Source organism: Pseudarthrobacter sp. MOO14 (assembly GCF_058267675.1).
The window spans coordinates 995,626-1,016,490 of the sequence record NZ_CM177849.1 but is presented as its reverse complement, the minus strand read 5'-3'; the positions used below and the strand labels follow the sequence as shown (position 1 = coordinate 1,016,490).

Below are 20,865 nucleotides of genomic sequence, written 5' to 3'. Positions count from 1 at the left end.
GATGATGTGTTTATGGGAATCGGTTCTGATTTGGCGGTGGTGATGGAGGGTGTTTCTGCCTCTGTTGCTGCGCTCAGCGGGCTGGTTCGGGTGGATGGTTCCTTCGCTTCAGGTACCGGCACTGGCGCTGATGTGGATGTGTTGCAGCGGCGGTATGAGTCATGTCTGGGGCGGCTGGAGGTGGTGGCCCGGTTGGAGGCCCAGCTGGCGGCGGTGAAGGCGCGGGATGTGGCGGATGCGGTTGAGATCCAGCATGCTCTGCTTCCGCCGGACGCTCCGGTGGATGAGCGCACGTTCGCGGAGATGTCGGTGGTGGAGGAGATCGCCGGGGTCCTGACCATCAGTTCGGGGGTTTCCGGGGCGCTGGTGGAGCAGTCCCGCCGGGTCTGCTCCCTGCCCCCTGTGGTTGAGGCCCTGTCCACGGGTGCGGTGTCGTGGCAGCACGCCCGGATCGTGGCCGACGAAACCGAAGGCCTCACCCCTGCAGGGGCGGCCGGGTTGGTGGCGCACTTCTTCGACCCCGACGCGCCCAACCCCGCCCGCGGCGCGGCGCCCGGTGACCTTGTCCCGTCCCGGTTCCGGGCGAAGGTCCGGGCCTGGCGGGAACGCCACCACCCCGAAACCCTGGAAAAACGCCACGCCAAGGGGGTGGCGGACCGGCGGATGGATTACGCCCCGGACCGCGACGGGATGGCCTGGCTCTCGCTCTACCTGCCCGGGGACACCGCGTGCGCGATCTGGAACCGCAGCACCGCCACCGCCCGCGGCCTCCAAACCCCCGACGAGCCCCGCACCCTCACCCAGCTCCGCGCCGACGTCACCGCGTCCCTGCTCCTCGGCGCCGGAAACGCGACAGCCCCGGGTGAAGCTGCCGCAGATGCCGGTGCTATTGGCAAGATCCCCACGCCGCGGGCGGATGTCCTGGTCACGGTCCCGGTGTTCTCGCTGCTGGGCCTCACCGAGGAACCGGCCGTGCTGGACGGGTTCGGGCCGGTCCCGGCATCCATGGCACGCAAGCTCGTCGCCGGCGGGACGGAATCGTTCTACCGGGTCCTGGTCGACCCCCGCGACGGGGCACCCCTGGAAATCGGCCGCACCCGCTACCGGCTCCCGGAGACCATCAAACAATGGCTCCGGCTGCGGGACACCACATGCACCTTCCCCGGCTGCACCAACCACACCCCCGACAACGACACCGACCACCTCAACCCCTGGCACCACGGCGGCACCACCGGAACCCACAACCTCGCCCAACTCTGCCCCCGACACCACCGCCTCAAACACCACACCACCTGGACCCCCGACCCAGCCACCAAAAACAAACCACCCGGCTGGACCTCACCCACCGGCCGCCACTACAAACCCGAACACCCAGACCCCCAACCAACCCACTGGCCACCAGGAACCCTGCCGGCCAGAACTAAAGCAATGCCCATCCAATTCCACGGCGAACAGGCAGGCATTGAAGACCTCCCGCCATGGGAACCGGACGACGCCAACCTCATAGACCTCAACGACCTCCCGGAAGAGGACCCCGTCCGGGCCGGATACTTCGCAAAACCGTTCGTGCTGTCGGTCTAGGTCGTGTCTGACGTCGTTCAGCAGATCGTCCGGTGTTGACCGTTTCAACCGGTGCCAGCACTAGGCTGATTCCATGTCCCAACCGCGCCATCCGGCGGAACTCACCCCAAAACGCGATACGCAAAAACGGCTTGCCATCAGGCCGTACGCGCGCGCCGTAGCCCAGGTCCTCAGGGTCAGTTTCCGGGCGTCCCCGGGCGCGGTGATCATGAAGGTGCTCGGCTCGCTGATTTCGGCCGTCCTTCCCCTGGTCACCACCTACTTTGCGTCACGGACCACCACGGCGCTTGCTGCTGCATATGCGGGCGACGCCGGAGCCGGACGCCTTGCGATCGTCTACGTCGTGGTCACCGCGGCGCTGGGCCTCTTTTGGGGCGCCTTCAGCAGCGTCGACCGCTACATCCAGCAGTTGATGAGCTTCAAGGTTGGCGCCATCGTGGGCGACCAAATGTACGAACGATTCCTTGCGCTGGAATTCTGGCGCTACGACGACAAGGAGACGGTGGACCTCTACGACCGCGCCAAGCGGTTCTCGGACTCGTACGCCCGCGTCCTGGACCGGATCGCCGCCATTTTCACTCAGCTGGTCTCGGTCATCCTGGCCATCGGTGCCCTGCTGCTGGTGAGCTGGTGGATCGCCGTCATCGTGCTGGTGGCCATCATTCCCAGCGTGTATCTGCAGTTCAAGCTCTCCCGGGAGCAGATTGCGCACTGGAACACCCAGGTGGACTCACGCCGCCAGCGCCGAATGATCGAAACCAACCTGCTCCGCCCGCAGCACATCGCAGAGATGCGGCTCTACGGGATCGTCCGCTTCCTCATGGACCTCCGCTCCCGCCTCCGCGACGCGGACGAACGGCGCCGTCTTGATTACCAGCGGCGCTACATCCCCAGGCAGCTGGCTGCGGACGCCCTGCAGTACGGCGCCGAGGTAGTCTCGCTGATCTGGGTGGTGGGCCAAGTCATCGCCCGGGCCCAGCCCGTAGGCCAATTCCTGTACGTCCAGCAGATCGTCAGCCGCGCCTTGTCCACCGCCAACAACCTGGTGTCCTCACTAAGTTCCATTGACGAAGACCTGGCCAACCTGACGGACTACGAGACCTTCATGGGGATGCCCGTTCACGCCGAACATGCACCGCCCCTGTTGGAGGCTCCACAGGAAGTGGAACTGAAGGACATCCGCTTCACCTACACGGGCAGTGATATCGAGGTGATTCGGGGAATCAGCCTCACCATCAGGCGCGGCCAGCACATCGCCATCGTGGGGGAGAACGGCGCCGGAAAGTCGACGCTGATCCGCATCCTCGCCGGCCTCTACCGCCCGGACTCCGGACAGGTGCTGCTCGACGGCGTGGACCTCGCCGCCGTCGACGTCACCTCCTGGCACCGGCACCTGGCGGTCCTTAGCCAGGAGTTCCTGAAGTACGAGTTCGCCACGGCCGCGGAGAATATCTATTTCGGCGACGTCGACAGCCGGCGCGATGACGGCCGCATCCGGCGGGCGGCAGCAGACGCCGAAGCTTTGGAGTTCATCAACAAACTGCCCAACGGCCTGGACAACCACGTCAGCAACTGGATGGAGGATCCGCGGGGCCGTAAAGGAAGCGGCCTCTCCGGCGGCCAATGGCAGCGCCTGGCCATGGCCAGGAACTTCTACCGGGACGCCTCGTTCATGGTGATGGACGAACCGACGTCCGCCATCGACGCCCTCGCCGAGCACAGGATATTCACCCGCCTTTTCGCCGACCGCGACAGCACCATCATTGCCATCAGCCACCGGCTGGCCACCATCGAAAAGGCCGACGTCGTCTACATGCTGGAAGACGGCAGGATCGTCGAGCAGGGCACGCACAAAGAACTGGTGGCCCTCCGCGGCAGGTACTTCAGGATGTTCGAATCCCAGTTGACCGTCGAGGAACCGACCGGAACCTAGGACTGCACCACGGTGGTGCGGACCCGTGCCACGCTCGGCCTGGGCGGGACGCTGCTGAACCCGAACGTCACGGCGGGCCGGATGGGAGCCAGGGTCCCGGCGTCGGCGCCTTCCCAGCGGACGACGGCGGAGGTGACGTGGTGCAGGTCGCTCACCCCGTAATACTCCGCCCTGCCGCTGCCCGCCGTGCCGTAGGTGCGGGCTCCCGGGGCCGCCAACGCGGCAAGCGGACTGACGGCGGAAAGCCAGCGCGGGTGCACCGCAAGGCGCCGCGGTACGGCCCGCAAAGCCGTACCCAGGAAGGTCCTCGCCCCGGTCACGGCCCGGATTGCCAAGGGGCCGGCGTCGACCCTTAGCGCCCGTTCACCCAACACGGCGGAGACGTCAACCAAACGCACCTCATCGAACGTGTAGGTGGCCGCGATGAACTCTGCCACATCCGGCCGGGGTGCCAACAGCAGCCGGTGCCCCGAGGGTTGCTGCACCATGACGTCGGCAAACGAACCGAAGGGGGAGTCTTGCCAGATGCCCACCACGGCGCGGAGCCCGGATGCCGTGCCAATACCTGCAATATGCCCGTCGAAGATCCAGCGTTTGCCCATCACAATCCTGCCGCTGACCGGTTATCAGAGCGGTCCGTAGGCGGCATTGCCATGAGGATCGCGCCAGAGGGCCAAATCTTCTTCAACTGCCCGCCGAAGCTCGGGGTTGGATTGCACCCTTTCCCGGAACGATTGCCGGGCGCGGCCCATGACCGTTGACGGGACCACGATGCATGCGACCAGGAGAAGCAGGATGAGTACGAAGGCTCCCACGAGTGTTATTGCCGCACCATTGCCCTTCGCCGTGGCCGAGGGCAGGTAGAGGACCATGATGGCGCCCAGCGCGACTGCCAGTACTGACATCATGGCGACGCCACCACGGGCGGATCCCGGGCCACGGCTGATCAGGACCCTGTCGGGGGTGGGCAGGGCGGCCCGGGCTCGCTTCCATCCAAAGAGGCCCGAAAGCATCAGGCCAACCCCCAGAGGGACCAGTACGAGCGCTGCGGCAGGGTTCCCCGACGTGACGGCAAAAAACATGCCCGCGAGGGCCAGGACGGGACCGCCGGCGATTGCGCTGCTCCAGCCGGCGGCTCCGGTACCTTGGGCGTCAGCCAGTTGACGCAGCCGGGACGGAGCGTTTGGCGGGCTGATCCGAGCCAGTTCCGGAGCCAGCCAGTGCTCGAGGGAGTGGACGGGCGCATCTGCGGGGAAGGGATTGTGATGTGTCATGCCGGAAGCAAGCCCAGTCCATGGCGCAGCCGGTCCGCCAGGCCCGGGGCCGTGGTCGCAGGCTGCGTTTCGTCACCGGCGGCGATTTCCACGCCGGCCGCACCTGTACCGGCGTGTTCGTGCTGGTCAGCCTGCGGGAGGGATGTCTTTGAGCCAGCTGGCAGGGACGGCGAGGTCTGCTTCATCATCGGCTGCCAGCGACGGATAGAACAGGTGGCCATGGTTGGTTCTCCTCGGAAGGTGGGCGCGGGGAGCGTTCACCGAATTCCCCTGCCCAAGGCTACGCGGTAGCCAGGCAGTTCTTCCATGGGCAGGGCTGCACCCTTGCATGCAGTCCGGACCCGGCCAGCGGAGCTGCTGGGATAACCTAGAGCAGTGACTTATGAGATCGAGATCGGCCGTGGCAAGCGTGGGCGTCGTGCCTACTCCCTGGATGACATTGCAATCGTCCCCAACCGTCGCACCCGCGACCCCAAGGACGTCTCCGTCTCCTGGCAGATCGACGCCTACCAGTTCAGCATGCCTGTGATCGCCGCCCCGATGGACTCGGCCATGTCCCCGCAGACCGCCATCGCCCTCGGCAAGCTTGGCGGCCTGGGCGTCCTTGACCTGGAAGGCCTGTGGACCCGGTACGAGGATCCGCAGTCCGTGCTGGACGAGATTGCGGCCCTTCAGGACGAGGTCAACAGCCCCGCCGTGACAGGCCGGATGCAGGAGCTGTACCGTGCGCCCATCCAGCCGGAACTCATCACCTCCCGTCTGGCCGAGATCCGCGAGGCCGGCGTCACCGTGGCCGGATCGCTCACCCCGCAGCGCACCCAGGAGCACTACAAGACCGTCGTCGCCGCCGGCGTCGATATCTTCGTCATCCGCGGAACCACGGTGTCCGCCGAGCATGTCTCCAAGAACCACGAACCGCTGAACCTGAAGCAGTTCATCTACGAACTCGACGTCCCCGTCATCGTGGGCGGGGCGGCGGGCTACACCCCGGCACTGCACCTGATGCGTACCGGCGCGGCAGGTGTGCTGGTGGGCTTCGGCGGCGGCGCAACCACCACCACGCGTCGCGCCCTGGGCATCCACTCGCCCATGGCTTCAGCCATTTCCGACGTCGCGGCCGCCCGCCGTGACTACATGGACGAGTCCGGCGGCCGCTACGTCCACGTGATTGCCGACGGCGGCATGGGCACCTCGGGTGACATCGTCAAAGCCATTGCCATGGGCGCCGACGCCGTCATGCTGGGCAGCGCCCTGGCCAGGGCAGAGGAGGCGCCGGGCAAAGGCTGGCACTGGGGCCAGGAAGCCCACCACACGGAGCTCCCGCGCGGGGACCGCGCCAACGTGGGCACCGTGGGACCCCTGGAGGAAGTCCTGTTCGGACCCGGCCACCACACCAACGGCACGTCCAACCTCATCGGCGCGCTGCGCCGCTCCATGGCGACCACCGGCTATTCGGACCTGAAGGAATTCCAGCGGGTCGACGTCGTGGTCTCGCCCTACGCGGGGAACTGACCCGATTGGGCGGGGCGGCAGTCACCGCCGCCCTGCCCAAAGCGCGCTTCCAGCAAGTAGTGTGGGTTTACTACCGGCACTAGCGGCACTGGAGGCGTTCAATGAAGAGTGTTCCTGCAAACGGCGGAGTTCTCGGCCCGGAAGCCAGGGAAGCATCCATAGGGCGGTTGCGCGCCACCGCGGAACCTGGCCAGGAACTGGACATCCTGATCGTGGGCGGCGGCATCGTCGGTGCGGGAGCCGCACTGGACGCCGTGACCCGCGGGCTGAGCGTTGGCATCGTCGAGGCAAGCGACTGGGCCGCCGGAACGTCGTCGCGGTCCTCGAAACTCATCCACGGCGGCCTGCGCTACCTGGAAATGCTTGACTTCGCCCTGGTCAAGGAGGCCCTCCAGGAACGCGGACTGCTGCTTTCGGAAATTGCCCCGCACCTGGCCCGGCCGGTGCCATTCCTCTATCCGCTGACCAAGCCGTTCATTGAACGGCCCTACGTCGGCGCCGGCATTGCGCTGTACGACGTCATGTCGATCTCCAGCGGGCACAGCCGCGGCGTGCCGTTCCACAAACACCTGAGCAGGCGTGGAACCCTCCGTGCCGCCCCCAGCCTGAAGGACGACGCCTTCGTGGGCTCGATCCGCTACTACGACGGCCAGGTGGACGACGCGAAGTACGTGGCCAACCTCATCCGTACCGCCGCCTACTACGGAGCCCACGCCGTCAACCAGATGGCCGTGGTGGACTTCCTGCGCGAAGGGGAGCGGGTGGTGGGAGCCAAAGTTTCCAACCGCGAGGACGGCACGGAGTTCAAGGTCCGCGCGAGGCAGGTCATCAACGCCACAGGCGTCTGGACCGACGAAACCCAGGCCATGGTCACCGACCGGGGCCAGCTCAAGGTCCGCGCCTCCAAGGGCATCCACCTGGTGGTTCCGCGGGACCGGTTCCAGTCAACGGTGGGGCTGATCCTTCGCACGGAGAAGTCCGTCCTGTTCGTCATCCCCTGGGGGCGGCACTGGATCATCGGCACGACCGATACTGACTGGCACCTGGACAAAGCCCACCCGGCCGCGTCCAGCAAGGACATCGACTACATCCTCGAGCACGTCAACAAGGTGCTGAAGCGGCCATTGACCAGGGAGGACGTTGAAGGGGTCTATGCCGGACTGCGGCCGCTGCTCGCCGGTGAAAACGACTCCACGGCCAAGCTCTCCCGCGAACACGTGGTGGCGCACCCCGTCCCGGGCCTGGTGGTGGTGGCCGGCGGAAAGTGGACCACGTACCGGGTCATGGCCAAGGACGCCGTCGACGAAGCCACCCGCACCATGGACGAACGGGTTCCGCCCAGTTGCACCGAAACCATCCCGCTTCTCGGTGCCAGCGGCTTCCGGGCCGCCTGGAACCGGAGGAACCGCACCGCCGAGGAATCCGGCGTGCACGTGGCCCGCATTGAACACCTCCTCAACAGGTACGGATCAATGACGCCCGAGGTCCTGGCCATCATCGCGCAGGATAAGGAGCTGGCCGAACCCATCCCCGGGGCCGATGACTACCTGCAGGCCGAAGCCGTCTACGCCGCCACCCATGAGGGGGCCCGCCACGTGCAGGACGTCCTGACCCGCCGTACGCGGATTTCGATCGAGGCGTGGGACCGGGGCGTGTCTGCTGCCCCCGTTGTCGCTAAACTGATGGGTGACGTTCTTGGCTGGAGTGACGCGCAGCGCGAAAACGAAGTCCGCCACTACATTGCCAGGGTGGAGGCCGAGCGCCTCAGCCAGCAACAGCCGGACGACGAATCCGCGGACGCTGCCCGCCTGGGCGTGGAAGACATCGTGCCCTTGCGCTGAGGGGCCGCTCGCCCCGCACTGCTGACTGAAGGGATACGCCTTGGCGGAACCACTTGACCCGTATGACGCCGAACTCACCACCCCCGAGATGGTGATTCTGGAACTGGAAGCGACGGACAAAACCGACGCCACCAACCAGCTGGCGGAACGGCTCCATGCCGCCGGGCGAATTTCCGACCTTGACGGATTCCTCAAGAACGTCAACGCGCGCGAGCACCAGCTGGCGACCGGCCTCCCCGGCGGGGTCGGTCTCCCGCACGCCCGCAGCGAGTTCGTCTCCCGGACGTCGATCGCCGTCGGCATCACCAAGTACGGCCATGCCCTGGACTTCGGCGCCACGGACGGCCCGGCCACCGTCATCCTGCTGATCGCCACGCCCGCCAGTTCATTCTCGGACCACCTGGAAGTGCTGGCCACGCTGGCCCGGTCGCTGTCCAAGGAATCCTTCCGGGAATCCCTGCGGCGGGCCTACGATGCAGAAGTCATCGCCGAGCTCATCAATTCCAGCCTGGTGTTCTTCGACCACTAAGCAGCCGGGTCCCTGCGCCGCATCCGAATGCACAGGCGTTTAGTTGTTCTACAGAAGTACGAAGTACGGTTAAGACGTGTGGAAAACAGCCCTCAAACCCCGATGGATCGCAGGCTTCATCTTCGCGATCGCGCTTTCCGGGGTCTTCGTGCTGCTCAGCCAGTGGCAGTTCGGCCGGTCCACCCAGCCCGAAGCGCCGGTCAACCCCGCCACCGAACAGGTCCAGCCGCTCACCAGCACCCTCCAGCCCGGCGAATTCTTCCACGGCAGCGTCTCAGACCAGATGGTCACCGCGGAGGGAACCTACAGTCCCGACAAGCAGGTGCTCGTCCCTGGCAGGCTGCACGATGGAAAGACCGGCTATTGGGTAGTTTCCGCTTTCGCCGTTAACGGCGCCCCCACCCTTAAAGGTGCGGCTGCCTCCCCACAAACCTGGATTCCGGTGGCGCGGGGCTGGGTGGCGGACCCTTCCGACGCACCAGCCCCTCCGTCGGGCCTGGTGCAACTGACGGGGCGCTTGATTCCTTCTGAAGCGCCGGTTCCCGGGAAGGCCCCCAAAACGGGGGAGGCCTCGGCCGTGTCTGTTGCCGAACTCATCAACTACTGGGGCGTCAGCAGCTACCCGGGATTCGTCTCGGCCACCGCGGAGGTGGCGGGCGGCAAAGATGTCAGCGCCGCGTCCGTGCCTGGCAGCCTGCTTCCGCTGAACATCGGCCCCCAGCCACCGTCGCAGCAGATCAACTGGCTGAACCTCTTCTACTCCATCGAATGGGTGGTTTTTGCCGGCTTCGCCCTCTTCATCTGGTGGCGGCTGGTCAAGGACGACTACCACCGGGACCTTGAAGAGGCCCTCGACGAAGCCGAGGAGTCGGATGAACCGGAACAGCACCAGAACGAACAGCAGCAACCTGATCAGCACCAGCAGAAGGTACAGCCATGATTGATCCGAAACCGGCCACCCCCTCGTCCCAAGCCTCCGGCGCCAAAGGATCCGGCAAGAAGCGCCGCTTCGGCGGCACCGAAGCGCAGATCCGGTCGGCCCTGAAGTTCTACAAGGTCATGGCCTACCTGACCGGCACCATGCTGCTCCTGCTGTGCGCGGAACTGGTGGCCCGGTACGGCTTCGGGCAGTACCTGTTTGCCGGCGGCACCAGCGCACTCACCGGCCAGCCCTTCGGTTTTGGCTTCGCCGACGCCGAACCGCCGGCGGTACTGAACGGTGTGAACGTCTCCGTCACGGTCCTGATCGTCCACGGCTGGATGTACGTGGTGTACCTGATCTCCAACTTTCGGCTCTGGTCCCTCATGCGCTGGCCGTTCCTGAAGCTGGTCCTGCTGGCCCTCGGCGGCGTGGTGCCGTTCCTGTCCTTCATCGTCGAAAAGAAGTTCCACGCCGAGGCTGAGGCCGAGCTCGCCGCCAACCCGCAGGCACCCCAGCGCTACTGAGCGTTTCCGCCTTCACTGACGTCTGCTCCGTCACAGGGAGGTCTCTCAAGGTGCGTCGGTGCAACGGCGCAAAGTAGGCTATTACGGTGACTACTCCCACTGCATCCCAGACTTCCCAGAAGCCGGTGCTGGTTGTTGATTACGGTGCCCAGTACGCGCAGCTCATTGCCCGCCGCGTCCGGGAAGCGAATGTGTATTCGGAAGTGGTTCCGCATACCTACACCACCGAGCAGCTACTGGCCAAGAATCCCGCCGCCATCATCCTCTCCGGCGGCCCCTCCAGCGTTTATGCCGACGGCGCCCCGAGCGTCGGTGCCGACCTCTTCGAAGCCGGAGTCCCCGTCTTCGGCATCTGCTACGGCTTCCAGGCCATGGCCAACGCCTTGGGCGGCAAGGTGGACAAGACCGGGCTGCGGGAGTACGGATCCACCGAAACCACCATCCTGGGTGACGGGCGCTCCGTGCTCGAAGGCATGCCCCAGCACCAGAAGACGTGGATGAGCCACGGTGACTCCGTCCACGAGGCGCCCGAAGGCTTCGATGTCCTGGCCACCACCGCCGGCGCTGAAGTCGCGGCCTTCGCCAATGAGGAGAAGTGCCTGTACGGCGTGCAGTGGCACCCGGAGGTCAAGCACTCCGCCTACGGCCAGCAGGTCCTGGAGAACTTCCTCTTCAAGGGAGCCAAGCTGGAACCCAACTGGACTACCGGCAACATCCTCGAGGAGCAGGTGGAGCGCATCCGCCAGCAGGTGGGAGACGCCCGGGTCATTTGTGGACTCTCCGGCGGTGTCGATTCTGCCGTGGCCGCCGCCTTGGTGCAGCGCGCAGTGGGCGACCAGCTCACCTGTGTCTTCGTGGACCACGGCCTGCTGCGTGAAGGCGAGGCAGAGCAGGTGGAGCGCGACTTTGTCGCCGCCACCGGCGTCAAGCTCTACGTCGCCAACGAGCAGGAGCGCTTCCTTTCGGCACTGGCAGGCGTCAGCGATCCGGAAACCAAGCGCAAAATTATCGGCCGTGAATTCATCCGTGCTTTCGAGGAAGCGGAACTGGCCATCATCGCCGATGCTGCTGCCCACGGCGAGAAGATCAAATTCCTGGTCCAGGGCACCCTGTACCCGGACGTCGTCGAATCCGGCGGCGGCGAAGGTGCTGCCAACATCAAGAGCCACCACAATGTGGGCGGCCTCCCCGAGGACCTGCAGTTCGAGCTCGTCGAACCCCTGCGCGCCCTGTTCAAGGACGAGGTCCGTGCCGTGGGCGCACAGCTCGGCCTGCCGCAGGAAATCGTCGGCCGCCAGCCCTTCCCCGGCCCCGGCCTGGGCATCCGGATCGTCGGTGACATCACCAAAGAACGGCTGGACCTGCTCCGCAAGGCGGATGCCATCGCTCGTGCCGAACTGACTGCCGCCGGCCTGGACGACGAAGTCTGGCAAATGCCCGTTGTGCTTCTCGCCGACGTCCGCAGCGTCGGCGTCATGGGGGACGGCCGCACTTACGGCCACCCGATCGTGCTCCGTCCCGTGTCCTCCGAGGACGCCATGACCGCCGACTGGTCGCGCCTGCCCTACGATCTTTTGGCACGGATCTCCAACCGGATCACCAACGAGGTGGACGGCGTCAACCGGGTGGTGCTGGACGTCACCAGCAAGCCGCCGGGAACCATCGAATGGGAATAGTCCCCTGAGTGGCCGGCCTCCGCCAGCGGAGGCCGGCCACTGTTTTTCCCGGGAGAATCCCAGCAATTTCCTGTGCTCCAGTGTTGCGGTCGCCAAAGTCCGGCACCGGAGCGGCTACTCTCGAATCTATGCCGGTATGGTCCAGGGCGTCACGTGCAAACGCAGAAAAGAAGGCAGAAGTGTCAGTTGGTCAAGGCCACCCGGAAGGCTCGGAAGAGCTTCGCAAATGGCTGTCCGGGCTTAAACCCGTCACTGGCGCGGACACGATGCTGCGCTTCACCAAGACCCCCGAAGGCTCCATCGACCTCACCTCGGCGCATCCCTCGGGGCTCGCCCAGCTCATGGCAGGGCGCCGCACACGCCTGTCCACGCTGATCCGGGACCGCCAGCAGTACGTCGTGGCAGCCAGGGCATCGCGCAACATCCGGTCAAAGATCTTTGAGCTCTCCAACGACCGCGGCATCGACGCCGGGTACCTGTCCGCCGGCACTGTGGTGTGGACGTCCGCCGTCGGAGGCAAACCCCAGCGCGTGTCCGCCCCCGTCATGCTGACCGCCATATCCCTCACCGTCCGTCCGGGGGAGGACGACTTCGAGCTGCAGCTCACCGAGCAGGCGCACATCAACCCCGCCCTGGTGCGCCACCTGAAGAACATCCACGGGATCGTCTTCGACGTCAACGCCGTGACCCGCCTCGCCTACAGCACCGCACGGTTCGACCCGCAGCCCGTCCTTGACCGGTTGGCCACGCTGATCCGGCCCATCCATGGCGCAGAAACCCAGCACAACCTGCTCGTTTCGACCTTCGCCGATCTTTCCGGGAACCTGGACGACCCTTGGATCAACGACTCCCACCCCATTGTGTCCGCGCTGGCGACCGCCGCCGGGGGCGAAGTTGTGGATGTCGAAGACCCGGACCCCTCGCGTTTCCCGCACCTGGACAACAGGCATCCCAAGGACGAGCTGTTGCTGCTGGACGCGGACACGGACCAGCAGTATGTGATTGATGCGGCCCGAGCCGGTGACTCCTTCGTTGTCAGCGCCCCGCCGGGTACCGGCCAGACGCAGACCGCGATCAACACCATCGGTGCCCTGGTGGACGCCGGGAAGACGGTGCTGGTGGTTGGTGACCGCCGGGCCAGCCTGAATGAAGTCTCCGGCCAGCTCGAATCCCTGGGACTGGAATCCATCCTGTTCCAGCTTTCCGGGAACGTCACGGCGCAGCAGCTGAAGGGCCAGCTGGTGCGGGCGATTGTCCGCAACGAAAAGTCCTTGGAACCGCAGTTGGGCAACCTGCACACCACCCTGACTGAGCACCGGCACGCGCTCATGGACCACGTGGCGTCGCTGCACAACGTCCGGGACCGGTGGGGCTGCTCGCCCTACCAGGCCATGCAGTCCCTCGCGGAGCTCACCTCGATCCATCCGGCGCCGGCCACCACCGTCCGGTTGAAGCGCAGTGTCCTGGACAGCATCCGCGACCGCGAGGAGCTGGCCGGAAGGCTTCGCCGTGCTGCCGAACTGGGCAGCTTCAGCAAGGCCGCCACCACCAGCCCCTGGCACGGCGCGCGGTTGCTGACCCGGAAGGAAACCGCGGAAGCGCAGGATCTGGTCCGCTCCGTGGCCAAGAGCCTCCCGGTGCTGCGCGACCGCATGGACGCCGTCGCCGAGCACGCTGAAATCCGGCTGGGGGAGTCCTTTGCGGAATGGGGCGAGCAGCTCGAGCTGCTGGTTGCCGTCCGCGGCAGCCTGGACAAATTCACGCCGGACATCTTTGACCGGCCCGTGACGGACCTGATTTCCGCCACGGCCCCGTCAGCGTGGCGCCGTGAGCGCGGCATCGAAATGACGTCCATGCAGCGTTCCAGGCTTCGGCGGGTGGCCAAGGAATACGTCCGCCCCGGCGTGCACATCGCCGACCTGCACACATCCTTGGTCCTGGTCCAGGAGCAGCGCGCCCTCTGGGCCGGGTATGCCACCACCCAACGCCATCCGGCGGTTCCGTCCGGCCTTGCCGAAATGAACGCCATGTACCGGTCGCTGGACGCGGAGCTGGAACAGCTGGGCCAGGCGCTCCGGCACACGGATGCCGGCGGGTCGCTCGCCACTGCGCCCTACGGCCAGCTGATGGAGCGGCTGGAACGCCTCGTGGCGGACACCGATACCCTCAAGACCTTGCCCGAACGCACACTCCTGATCGAAAACATGCGTGAGCACGGTTTGGGCGAACTCCTTGCCGACCTCGCGGAGCGGGAAGTCCCGGAACGGTCCGTTGCAGCCGAGCTGGAGTTGGCGTGGTGGCAGTCGGCCCTTGAGGCCATGATCAGCGGCGATGACTACTTGGCCATGTCCGACGGCGACGCGCTGCGCCGGCTCGAGGCCGAGTATCGGTTGGCGGACAACGCGCACATCGCCAGCGGCGCCGCACGCCTTCGCTGGGACTTGGCGGAACGCTGGCGCGGGGCGATCGCCGAGCAGCCGCGCCAGGCGGGCCTGCTGCGGAGCCTGCTCAAGGACGGCCGGGTATCGCTCCCGTCCTTGACCGCCCAGGCTCCTGACCTGATCGGCACGCTGGTTCCGGTGTGGTCTGTCAGCCCGTACCTGATGACCGGGCTGCTCCCGGCAGAGCAACACTTCGACGCCGTCGTGATCCTGGATGCCGAGGCCACGTCCCTGCAGGCCGTCCTGCCGTCGATCGCCCGTGCACGCCAGGTGATTGCGTTCGGCGACCCGCGCATCGCGTCGCCCCGGACCTTTACCGTGGGCGTGGAACGCCTCGCCGCTGGTGAGTCCGCCCACCACAGGGTGGAGAGTGCCTTCACGGCTCTCTCTGCGGTGCTTCCGGTGTGGCGGCTGAACGTGGTGTACCGGGCCGTGGACGAGGACCTCGTCCTGCAGCTGAGCAAGAACTTTTACGACGGCGGGTTGCGCCGGCTGCCCGAGGGCCAGTCGGCGACGGGCTTGGACCGGTCGCTGCTGGTGGAGTACCTGCCTGACGGAACCGGCTTGCCGAGCGCAGACCACGAGGGTGTGGAGTCGGTGGTGGCCGAGGTCAACCGGGTGGTCGAGCTCGTGTTCGAGCACGCCCGCCTGCGTCCGCGCACTTCGCTCGCCGTGGTCACCGCCAGCCTCCGGCATGCCGCCAGGATTGGCGAGTCCATCCGCCTCCAGCTGGCCAACCAGCCCGGAATGGCCGGTTTCTTCGGTGCCGGTGCTGAGTCCTTCAGGGTGGTGGACCTGGAGAGGGCCCAGGGGCTGGTTCGCGACCATGTTATTTTCTCCCCAGGTTTTGGCCGCACCCCGCACGGCCGGGCGCTGCACAACTTCGGACCATTGTCCGCGGAAGGTGGCAGGGAGAAGTTCGCCCTGGCCATGACGCGGGCGCGCCGGTCCATGCATGTGCTCACCTGCTTCCGGCCCGAGGACCTGGACCACACCAGGCTCACGCACGGGGCGGTGGATCTGTACACGTTGTTGAACCGCGAAATTTCGGGTAACACTGACCTCGGAACTCCCGCCTCCCGGGCTGCCGCCAGCGAACAGGCACTCGGTGCGGACCCGCTGGTCGCCGACTTGGGTGACCGTTTGCGCGCCCGCGGCGCCCGGGTTTGGCACCAGTACGACGGCGCCATCGACGTTGTGGCCGCGGCTGACCCGCTGAATACCATAGGCAAGGATGATGCCGACCTGCCACGACCAGTGGCGATCGAGTCTGACGGCACCGGGCAGTACCGCACCATGAGCGTCCGGGAACGCAGCAGGCTCCGCCCGGAGCTGCTGGAGCGCCTGGGATGGCGTTATATGCCGTTGTGGACCATCGAGGTATTTACCGACCCGTCGTCCTGTGCCGACCGCATTGCCGGGTACCTCGGCCTGGAAAACCTGGTGCTGCCGGGCAGGACCGGGCACTCGGCTGGATTCCTTGACGACGACGTGGACCAGGCGCTCAATGGTATCGATGCAGCACCGGCCGCCGGTGTTGCCTATCTGCCGCGGAACGCCAATGGCGGGAACCGGAGTGACTCCGGAGACCCCGCCGCGGGCATCCGCCCCAGCCAGGGCCGGCGGGCCGGTGGCCTGGACACCAAGGAGGCCAACGGCATGGTCGCGGAAGACAGTGTCTCCGACGACAGTGTCTCCGACGTCAGTGTTTCCGACGTCAGTGTTTCCGACGACAATGGTTCCGGCAGCGATATTTCCGACAACAATGGGCCCGCGGAAGATCGGGCCGGAGAAGATATGAGCGAGAACGAGAAGACGGAAGCGGTACCTGACGGCGGAAATCCGGCAGGTGCGCCTCACTCCACTCCAGCGCCAGGGCGGGCCACCTCAGGTACCGACGCTGTGCTGCCCAGCAAGGCTGCGGAGGACGACGCCCGCAGCTGGGGCGACCGGGAGGATGACCACGACGCGTGGCTGAAGGAACAGAAACCGCCGCACTGGGGCTGACCAGCAGCGGGGCTGACGAGCAGCCAAGCCTTTGGGCCCGGGCAACCCGGAAGTTGTTGAGGGATCGTATCCGTGGTGTCACGGCGGACCAACCAGGACGAAGAAGAGCCTGCCCTGCGTTGACGCTCCAGCCAGCCGGGATGACTGTTCCGCGTTTGCTGCCACCACTATCAACCCGTCGGTCTCCGTTGTACCCAGCCACTGGCCACCCTGGCCGCCCTTGTTCGAAGTCCACAGCACGGGAACCGCAGACGCCAGCACCTCGGAGGGGCCTTGCTGGTCAAACCCGTTGGCAGATGTGAGCACCACATTGACCAACTGGCCCGGGGCCACAAGCTGAATGGAGGACGGGTCCGCCATGCGGAGCGGAACCGCGGCCGAGCCCGGAGGCGTCCCAACGAGAAGGCCCGGTCCCAGGAGTTGGGCGTCGGTAACGAGCTGGCCCTTTCGTAACGGACCGGCGAGCTGCTTGCCGGCGGCTGCGGCAGTGTCTTGGAGGAAGCCCTCCGCCACCATCCCGGGCGGCACATGAACGCTGGCCAAATCTGCCGCCGTCACAGCGGTACCTGCCGGAAGATCCCGCGCAGCAGCAAGTGCTGTCACGGTCGAGAGCGGAGCCGGCGTCAGTTGATTGACAGTGATGGCCGCCGCTGCACACAGGACCAGGGCGGCGGCCAGGCGGCGGTTGCGGCCCAGCCAGGACGCTACCCGCGCCGGGATGGGGTGGTTGGCCTTGGCGGGACGGCCGGTGGTGCGGGACGTCGTGGGAATCCGGAGGCTGTCGCGGCCGCGGCGTGGATATGCAGGCATGCGCCCACGCTATGGGCAGCCGAAGCGGCAGGACAGTGGTGGCTGCAGCTATGTGGACAAAGGCGGCCGGCGCCCGAAGGTGCCGGCCGTCGTCGTCATCAGTGCTTGGGGCTAGCTGGCCGCTGCAGCCGGGGCTGGCGATGCCGCCGGCGTCGCCGGCGTCGCTGCCGGGGCGGGGGAGACCGAGCTGCCCTTGGAATCGCGGGAGTCGGTACGGTAGAAACCTGAGCCCTTGAAAACCACACCCACGCTGTTGAACTTCTTGCGCAACGTGCCCTCGCATTCGGGGCAGGATGTCAGGCTGCTGTCCGAGAACGACTGGACGATATCGAAGGCGTGGCCGCAATCCTTGCAGGCGTAAGCATATGTTGGCACTGGTGCTCCTCCTCTTGGGCAAACGAGAGGTCCCGTGCTGCCACCCGGTAATTCGTTAGCAGTCGCAGGGCCTGAGTGCTAATTCTATCACTGCGCCCGGAAGGGACCGGGCTCAGCCGCCACCCGCCAGGCCCCGGTACCCGGAAGGCATCAGGACACCCGGGACCGGGCGGTCGAATTCCTCGGCAGGAATCCGCCCCGCGGGAAGCAATTCATCGTCGTAGATAACAGCGGCCAGCGGTATTTCCTTCCCGGCAGTGGCGAGATGCCCCAGGAAGGTGTCGTAGTAGCCGCCCCCCTGGCCGATCCTGTTGCCTGACAGGTCCACGGCAGTGGCGGGAATGATGAGCGCCGCTGCGCTTCCGGCCGCGTCGGGCCCGTGCCGTCTCCCGGCGGGTTCCAGGATGGGCGCGTACCGGCTGCGTTCGAAGCTGGTGTCCGGGGTCCAGAACACCCAGCTCAGCTCCCGGCCCGGCTCGCATACCGGAAGCAGGACCTCGTGGCCGCTGCCGTGCAGCGCATTGACCAGCGGCATGGTGGGCGGTTCCTTGCCGACACCCAGGTAGACGCATACGGTGCCTGGGCGCCCCGCAGTGACGGATGCTGCCCAGGCTTCCCCGTGGCGAGCCAATGCCGAACCGGCGGCGTCCAGCTCCGCCTCCGTCAGCGCGGCGCGCCGGCGCCGGTGGGCCGCCCGGATATCGTCCTTGGCGGGATTCGTCTGCTCCTGCATGGTGTCCTTCCTTGGTACCGGCGTTCCGCGGCGTCACGGGCGGATGACGGCCCGCTGTGCCGGTGGTTACTGAAATGCTTGACGCTGACGTTAGATTAGTCCGGTGACTACCAGTAACCCCAGAGTCCGCAAAGCCGTCATCCCAGCAGCGGGCCTGGGCACCAGGTTCTTGCCGGCCACCAAGGCAATGCCGAAGGAAATGCTCCCCGTCGTGGACAAACCTGCCATCCAGTACGTGGTGGAGGAAGCCGTCCATGTGGGCCTGAACGACATCCTGATGATTACGGGCCGAAACAAGCGTGCACTGGAAGACCACTTCGACCGCGTGCCCTCGCTCGAATCGACGCTTGCCGACAAGGGCGACACGGAGAAGCTCGCCTCCATCCAGGCAGCCAGCCAGTTGGGCGACATCCACTACGTCCGGCAAGGCGACCCGCACGGCCTGGGCCACGCCGTGCTCCGCGCCAAACAACACGTCGGCGACGAAGCCTTCGCTGTCCTGCTGGGTGATGACCTCATCGATGCCCGTGACGAACTGCTGAGCACAATGATCGACGTGCAGGCGAAGACCGGCGGGTCCGTCGTCGCCCTCATCGAGGTGGAGCCGGCACAGATCAGTGCCTACGGCTGCGCCGACGTCCAGGAACTGGACGGCGAAGGCTATGTCCGCGTCAACCGGCTCGTGGAGAAGCCCTCACCCGAGGAAGCACCGTCCAACCTGGCGCTGATCGGCCGCTACGTCCTGCACCCCGCGGTATTTGATGTCCTCGAGCACACCGCACCCGGCCGCGGCGGCGAGATCCAGCTGACCGATGCCCTGCAGGAACTCGCGTCCGGAGACGGGGAGGGCTACGGGGTCTTCGGTGTGGTGTTCCGCGGCCGCCGCTATGACACCGGGGACAAACTCAGCTACCTGAAGGCCTGCGTCCAGCTGGCCGTCGACAGCGATGACCTGGGCCCCGGCCTGCGGGAATGGCTGCCCGGTTTCACCGCCGGCCTTTCCAGCTGACGCCGTGCGTACCGGTCCCATCTGGCCGGTCACCCTCGAATGCGGTGACCTGGTCCTGCGGCCCATCCGCTACCGCGACAAAAGGGAATGGACCGAGGTGCGGTCCAGGAACAGCGAGTGGCTGGCGCCCTGGGAGGCCTCCAACCCCGAACCGGGAGGCGGGCTGCCCGACTACCGTCATATGGTGCGCTCATTGAACGCGCAGGCGGCCCAGGCCACGGCGCTTCCATTCGTCATCACCGAGCGGACGCCGGGACTTCGGAATCCGGCCATCGTGGGCCAGCTGACGGTGTCCTCGATTGTGTGGGGTTCGGCCATGATGGCCACGCTGGGGTACTGGGTGGATCAGGCCCGGGCCGGCCGGGGGATCGCGCCCACATCCGTGGCCCTGGTGACAGACCACTGCTTCCGGACCCTTGGCCTGCACCGGATGGAAATCAACATCCGGCCGGAGAACGCGCCCAGCCTGAGGGTGGTGGAGAAGCTGGGATTTCGGGATGAGGGATACCGGCCCCGTTTCCTGCACATTAATGGCCGGTGGGCGGATCACCGTTCGTTTGCCTTGACCTCCGAAGAAGTCCCGGCGGGCCTGCTGGCGCCGTGGCTGGCGTCCCGCCCGTCATAAATCCATCGGTTTGTGGACAGGGGTACGACACACCGGGGCTAATGCGGCCTGAGCAGGCATGATGCTCATACGGTTTTGAGTGTGGACTTCCCCCTAAGCAGCTCAGTGATCCTCGTGGTTGCCGTCGCGCTCTGGATCCTTTGGGTCGCCCCGTACGTCCTCCGGAACCGAAGGCGCCAGGTCCAGGCCGCCGGCGACTTCCTGGCAGACGTCCCCGCCGATGAAAGGCCGGACCAGACCGCCGGCAAAGTGTTGAACGTCGTCGCCCAGCAGGAGAAAGCCATGGAACCCAACAAGAGCGCCGCAGCCGCTGCCGGCGCTGCCAGCACCCCGCCCCCGGCCCGGTTCCGCATCCGGTACGGCCGGACGGCAGTGGCCTTGGCGGGTCTGCTGTGCTTGGTGACCGCGTTCATCTCAGGTGTGCTCCTTCCCTTCGGTGTGGGATCGCCCGCGCTTCCCCTCACCGCCTTTGCGCTGGCTTTCGGCGCGGTGGCCCTGCTCCGCTGGCTGGCCCTCCGGGACCGCAAAGCGAAGGTCAACGCGGCCTTCCGCTCCGCCATGAATGCGCCTTCCCGGCGCCAGGAGCCGGACCCCGTCACCGTGCCCGAAACCGATACAGCTCCGGCCCGGCCGGAAAGCCCGTTGTTTGACGCCGAAGCGGGTGAGGCCAAGGCCAAACCGCTCACGGCAATGGAACTGCGTGAGGCGGCCCTCGCCGTCGCCGTTGCCGCCGGTGACACCAGTGCGGCCGCCGCGTCGGCAGTCGCTCCCGTGGGCAGTCCGTGGGAGCCTGTTGACGTTCCGAGGCCAACCTACGTTGAGGCAGCCAAAGCTGAGCGCCCCGAGCCGCTGCCGCTTGAACTGCCGGAGGCTCCGAAAGCGGTTGGCAAACCGTCGCTGAAGCAGGGGGCCGCCGGTGCCGACGCCCCGGAAGCCGCGTCCCAGCCTGCGGGTTCACCTCAATTGACCAAGGCACAGAGTGCCTTGAGCAACCTCGACGACGTCCTCCAGCGCCGTCGGGCATAGGCGGCCGGCAAGCATTCCCATCCGCTGTGCCGCACCGGGCGCGTCAA

18 protein-coding genes are annotated in these 20,865 nt (G+C 66.4%); 12 read left to right on the top strand and 6 right to left on the bottom strand.

The genetic code is table 11. The annotated features are described in order from the left end of the window. Positions 1-12 precede the first annotated feature (12 nt). Positions 13-1,581: an HNH endonuclease signature motif containing protein gene (locus tag AC4EEV_RS04660; RefSeq protein WP_491330240.1), complete on the top strand. Its 1,569-nt coding sequence runs from the start codon at positions 13-15 to the stop codon at positions 1,579-1,581. A 73-nt stretch (positions 1,582-1,654) separates the two neighbouring features. After that, entirely contained in the window at positions 1,655-3,514 is a 1,860-nt protein-coding gene (locus AC4EEV_RS04655) for an ABC transporter ATP-binding protein (protein WP_491330239.1), read from the top strand. Here AC4EEV_RS04655 and AC4EEV_RS04650 read toward each other — a convergent pair. The 3 genes from AC4EEV_RS04650 to AC4EEV_RS04640 are packed head-to-tail and all read right to left on the bottom strand — an operon-like array spanning position 3,511 to position 5,009. Continuing rightward, a complete protein-coding gene (locus AC4EEV_RS04650; RefSeq protein ID WP_133831038.1) occupies positions 3,511-4,116 on the bottom strand; it encodes a hypothetical protein in 606 nt (201 codons plus the stop codon). The two genes, AC4EEV_RS04655 and AC4EEV_RS04650, sit on opposite strands and share 4 nt — an antisense overlap. 24 nt (positions 4,117-4,140) lie before the next feature. Further along, on the bottom strand, positions 4,141-4,788 hold the full coding sequence (locus AC4EEV_RS04645; protein ID WP_018760368.1) for a hypothetical protein: 648 nt from the start codon (positions 4,786-4,788) through the stop codon (positions 4,141-4,143). After that, complete coding sequence (locus AC4EEV_RS04640; RefSeq protein WP_491330238.1) at positions 4,785-5,009, bottom strand: hypothetical protein; 225 nt, start codon at positions 5,007-5,009, stop codon at positions 4,785-4,787. The genes AC4EEV_RS04645 and AC4EEV_RS04640 overlap by 4 nt, the downstream gene beginning before the upstream one ends. 154 nt (positions 5,010-5,163) lie before the next feature. Between AC4EEV_RS04640 and AC4EEV_RS04635 the strand changes: the two genes are divergently transcribed. The 7 genes from AC4EEV_RS04635 to AC4EEV_RS04605 all read left to right on the top strand — a co-directional run bounded on the left by AC4EEV_RS04635 (position 5,164) and on the right by AC4EEV_RS04605 (position 16,240). Then, the gene (locus AC4EEV_RS04635) at positions 5,164-6,300 is read left to right on the top strand and encodes a GuaB3 family IMP dehydrogenase-related protein (protein ID WP_018760366.1); all 1,137 of its coding nucleotides are present in this window, start codon (positions 5,164-5,166) and stop codon (positions 6,298-6,300) included. A 101-nt stretch (positions 6,301-6,401) separates the two neighbouring features. Continuing rightward, the gene (locus tag AC4EEV_RS04630; protein ID WP_109863693.1) at positions 6,402-8,141 is read left to right on the top strand and encodes a glycerol-3-phosphate dehydrogenase/oxidase; all 1,740 of its coding nucleotides are present in this window, start codon (positions 6,402-6,404) and stop codon (positions 8,139-8,141) included. A gap of 40 nt (positions 8,142-8,181) precedes the next feature. Next, positions 8,182-8,670, top strand: a complete 489-nt coding sequence (locus AC4EEV_RS04625; protein ID WP_018760364.1) for a PTS sugar transporter subunit IIA — start codon at positions 8,182-8,184, stop codon at positions 8,668-8,670. A gap of 76 nt (positions 8,671-8,746) precedes the next feature. Continuing rightward, positions 8,747-9,610, top strand: coding sequence for an SURF1 family protein (locus AC4EEV_RS04620; protein ID WP_109863694.1), 864 nt, complete (start codon positions 8,747-8,749; stop codon positions 9,608-9,610). Beyond that, on the top strand, positions 9,607-10,116 hold the full coding sequence (locus tag AC4EEV_RS04615) for a DUF3817 domain-containing protein (protein WP_491330237.1): 510 nt from the start codon (positions 9,607-9,609) through the stop codon (positions 10,114-10,116). Before AC4EEV_RS04620 ends, AC4EEV_RS04615 begins: the two co-directional genes overlap by 4 nt. An 86-nt stretch (positions 10,117-10,202) precedes the next feature. Further along, positions 10,203-11,792: a glutamine-hydrolyzing GMP synthase gene (gene guaA, locus AC4EEV_RS04610; RefSeq protein ID WP_026264280.1), complete on the top strand. Its 1,590-nt coding sequence runs from the start codon at positions 10,203-10,205 to the stop codon at positions 11,790-11,792. A 128-nt stretch (positions 11,793-11,920) separates the two neighbouring features. Further along, the gene (locus tag AC4EEV_RS04605; protein WP_491330236.1) at positions 11,921-16,240 is read left to right on the top strand and encodes an AAA family ATPase; all 4,320 of its coding nucleotides are present in this window, start codon (positions 11,921-11,923) and stop codon (positions 16,238-16,240) included. A 78-nt stretch (positions 16,241-16,318) separates the two neighbouring features. Here AC4EEV_RS04605 and AC4EEV_RS04600 read toward each other — a convergent pair whose 3' ends face one another. From AC4EEV_RS04600 to AC4EEV_RS04590, 3 genes are all read right to left on the bottom strand, one after another. After that, the gene (locus AC4EEV_RS04600) at positions 16,319-17,050 is read right to left on the bottom strand and encodes an RcpC/CpaB family pilus assembly protein (RefSeq protein ID WP_018760359.1); all 732 of its coding nucleotides are present in this window, start codon (positions 17,048-17,050) and stop codon (positions 16,319-16,321) included. A gap of 111 nt (positions 17,051-17,161) precedes the next feature. After that, positions 17,162-17,425, bottom strand: coding sequence for an FmdB family zinc ribbon protein (locus AC4EEV_RS04595; protein ID WP_018760358.1), 264 nt, complete (start codon positions 17,423-17,425; stop codon positions 17,162-17,164). A gap of 112 nt (positions 17,426-17,537) precedes the next feature. Then, the gene (locus AC4EEV_RS04590; RefSeq protein WP_491330235.1) at positions 17,538-18,158 is read right to left on the bottom strand and encodes a 5-formyltetrahydrofolate cyclo-ligase; all 621 of its coding nucleotides are present in this window, start codon (positions 18,156-18,158) and stop codon (positions 17,538-17,540) included. A gap of 103 nt (positions 18,159-18,261) precedes the next feature. Here AC4EEV_RS04590 and galU point away from each other — a divergent pair, with 103 nt between their 5' ends. From galU to AC4EEV_RS04575, 3 genes are all read left to right on the top strand, one after another. Continuing rightward, entirely contained in the window at positions 18,262-19,167 is a 906-nt protein-coding gene (gene galU / locus AC4EEV_RS04585) for a UTP--glucose-1-phosphate uridylyltransferase GalU (RefSeq protein ID WP_026264278.1), read from the top strand. Positions 19,168-19,171: 4 nt separating this feature from the next. Further along, positions 19,172-19,792 (top strand): GNAT family N-acetyltransferase, encoded by a 621-nt coding sequence (locus AC4EEV_RS04580; protein ID WP_018760355.1) that lies wholly within the window; start codon positions 19,172-19,174, stop codon positions 19,790-19,792. A gap of 105 nt (positions 19,793-19,897) precedes the next feature. Further along, positions 19,898-20,818, top strand: a complete 921-nt coding sequence (locus AC4EEV_RS04575) for a hypothetical protein (RefSeq protein WP_018760354.1) — start codon at positions 19,898-19,900, stop codon at positions 20,816-20,818. Positions 20,819-20,865 lie beyond the last annotated feature (47 nt).

What these genes read in the sequence shown, in the direction of transcription:
- AC4EEV_RS04660 (WP_491330240.1), top strand. Translation starts at nt 13, where the DNA reads ATGGGAATCGGTTCTGATTTGGCGGTGGTGATGGAGGGTGTTTCTGCC.
- AC4EEV_RS04655 (WP_491330239.1), top strand. Translation starts at nt 1,655, where the DNA reads ATGTCCCAACCGCGCCATCCGGCGGAACTCACCCCAAAACGCGATACG.
- AC4EEV_RS04650 (WP_133831038.1), bottom strand. Translation starts at nt 4,116, where the DNA reads ATGGGCAAACGCTGGATCTTCGACGGGCATATTGCAGGTATTGGCACG.
- AC4EEV_RS04645 (WP_018760368.1), bottom strand. Translation starts at nt 4,788, where the DNA reads ATGACACATCACAATCCCTTCCCCGCAGATGCGCCCGTCCACTCCCTC.
- AC4EEV_RS04640 (WP_491330238.1), bottom strand. Translation starts at nt 5,009, where the DNA reads ATGGCCACCTGTTCTATCCGTCGCTGGCAGCCGATGATGAAGCAGACC.
- AC4EEV_RS04630 (WP_109863693.1), top strand. Translation starts at nt 6,402, where the DNA reads ATGAAGAGTGTTCCTGCAAACGGCGGAGTTCTCGGCCCGGAAGCCAGG.
- AC4EEV_RS04615 (WP_491330237.1), top strand. Translation starts at nt 9,607, where the DNA reads ATGATTGATCCGAAACCGGCCACCCCCTCGTCCCAAGCCTCCGGCGCC.
- AC4EEV_RS04605 (WP_491330236.1), top strand. Translation starts at nt 11,921, where the DNA reads ATGCCGGTATGGTCCAGGGCGTCACGTGCAAACGCAGAAAAGAAGGCA.
- AC4EEV_RS04600 (WP_018760359.1), bottom strand. Translation starts at nt 17,050, where the DNA reads ATGCCTGCATATCCACGCCGCGGCCGCGACAGCCTCCGGATTCCCACG.
- AC4EEV_RS04590 (WP_491330235.1), bottom strand. Translation starts at nt 18,158, where the DNA reads ATGCAGGAGCAGACGAATCCCGCCAAGGACGATATCCGGGCGGCCCAC.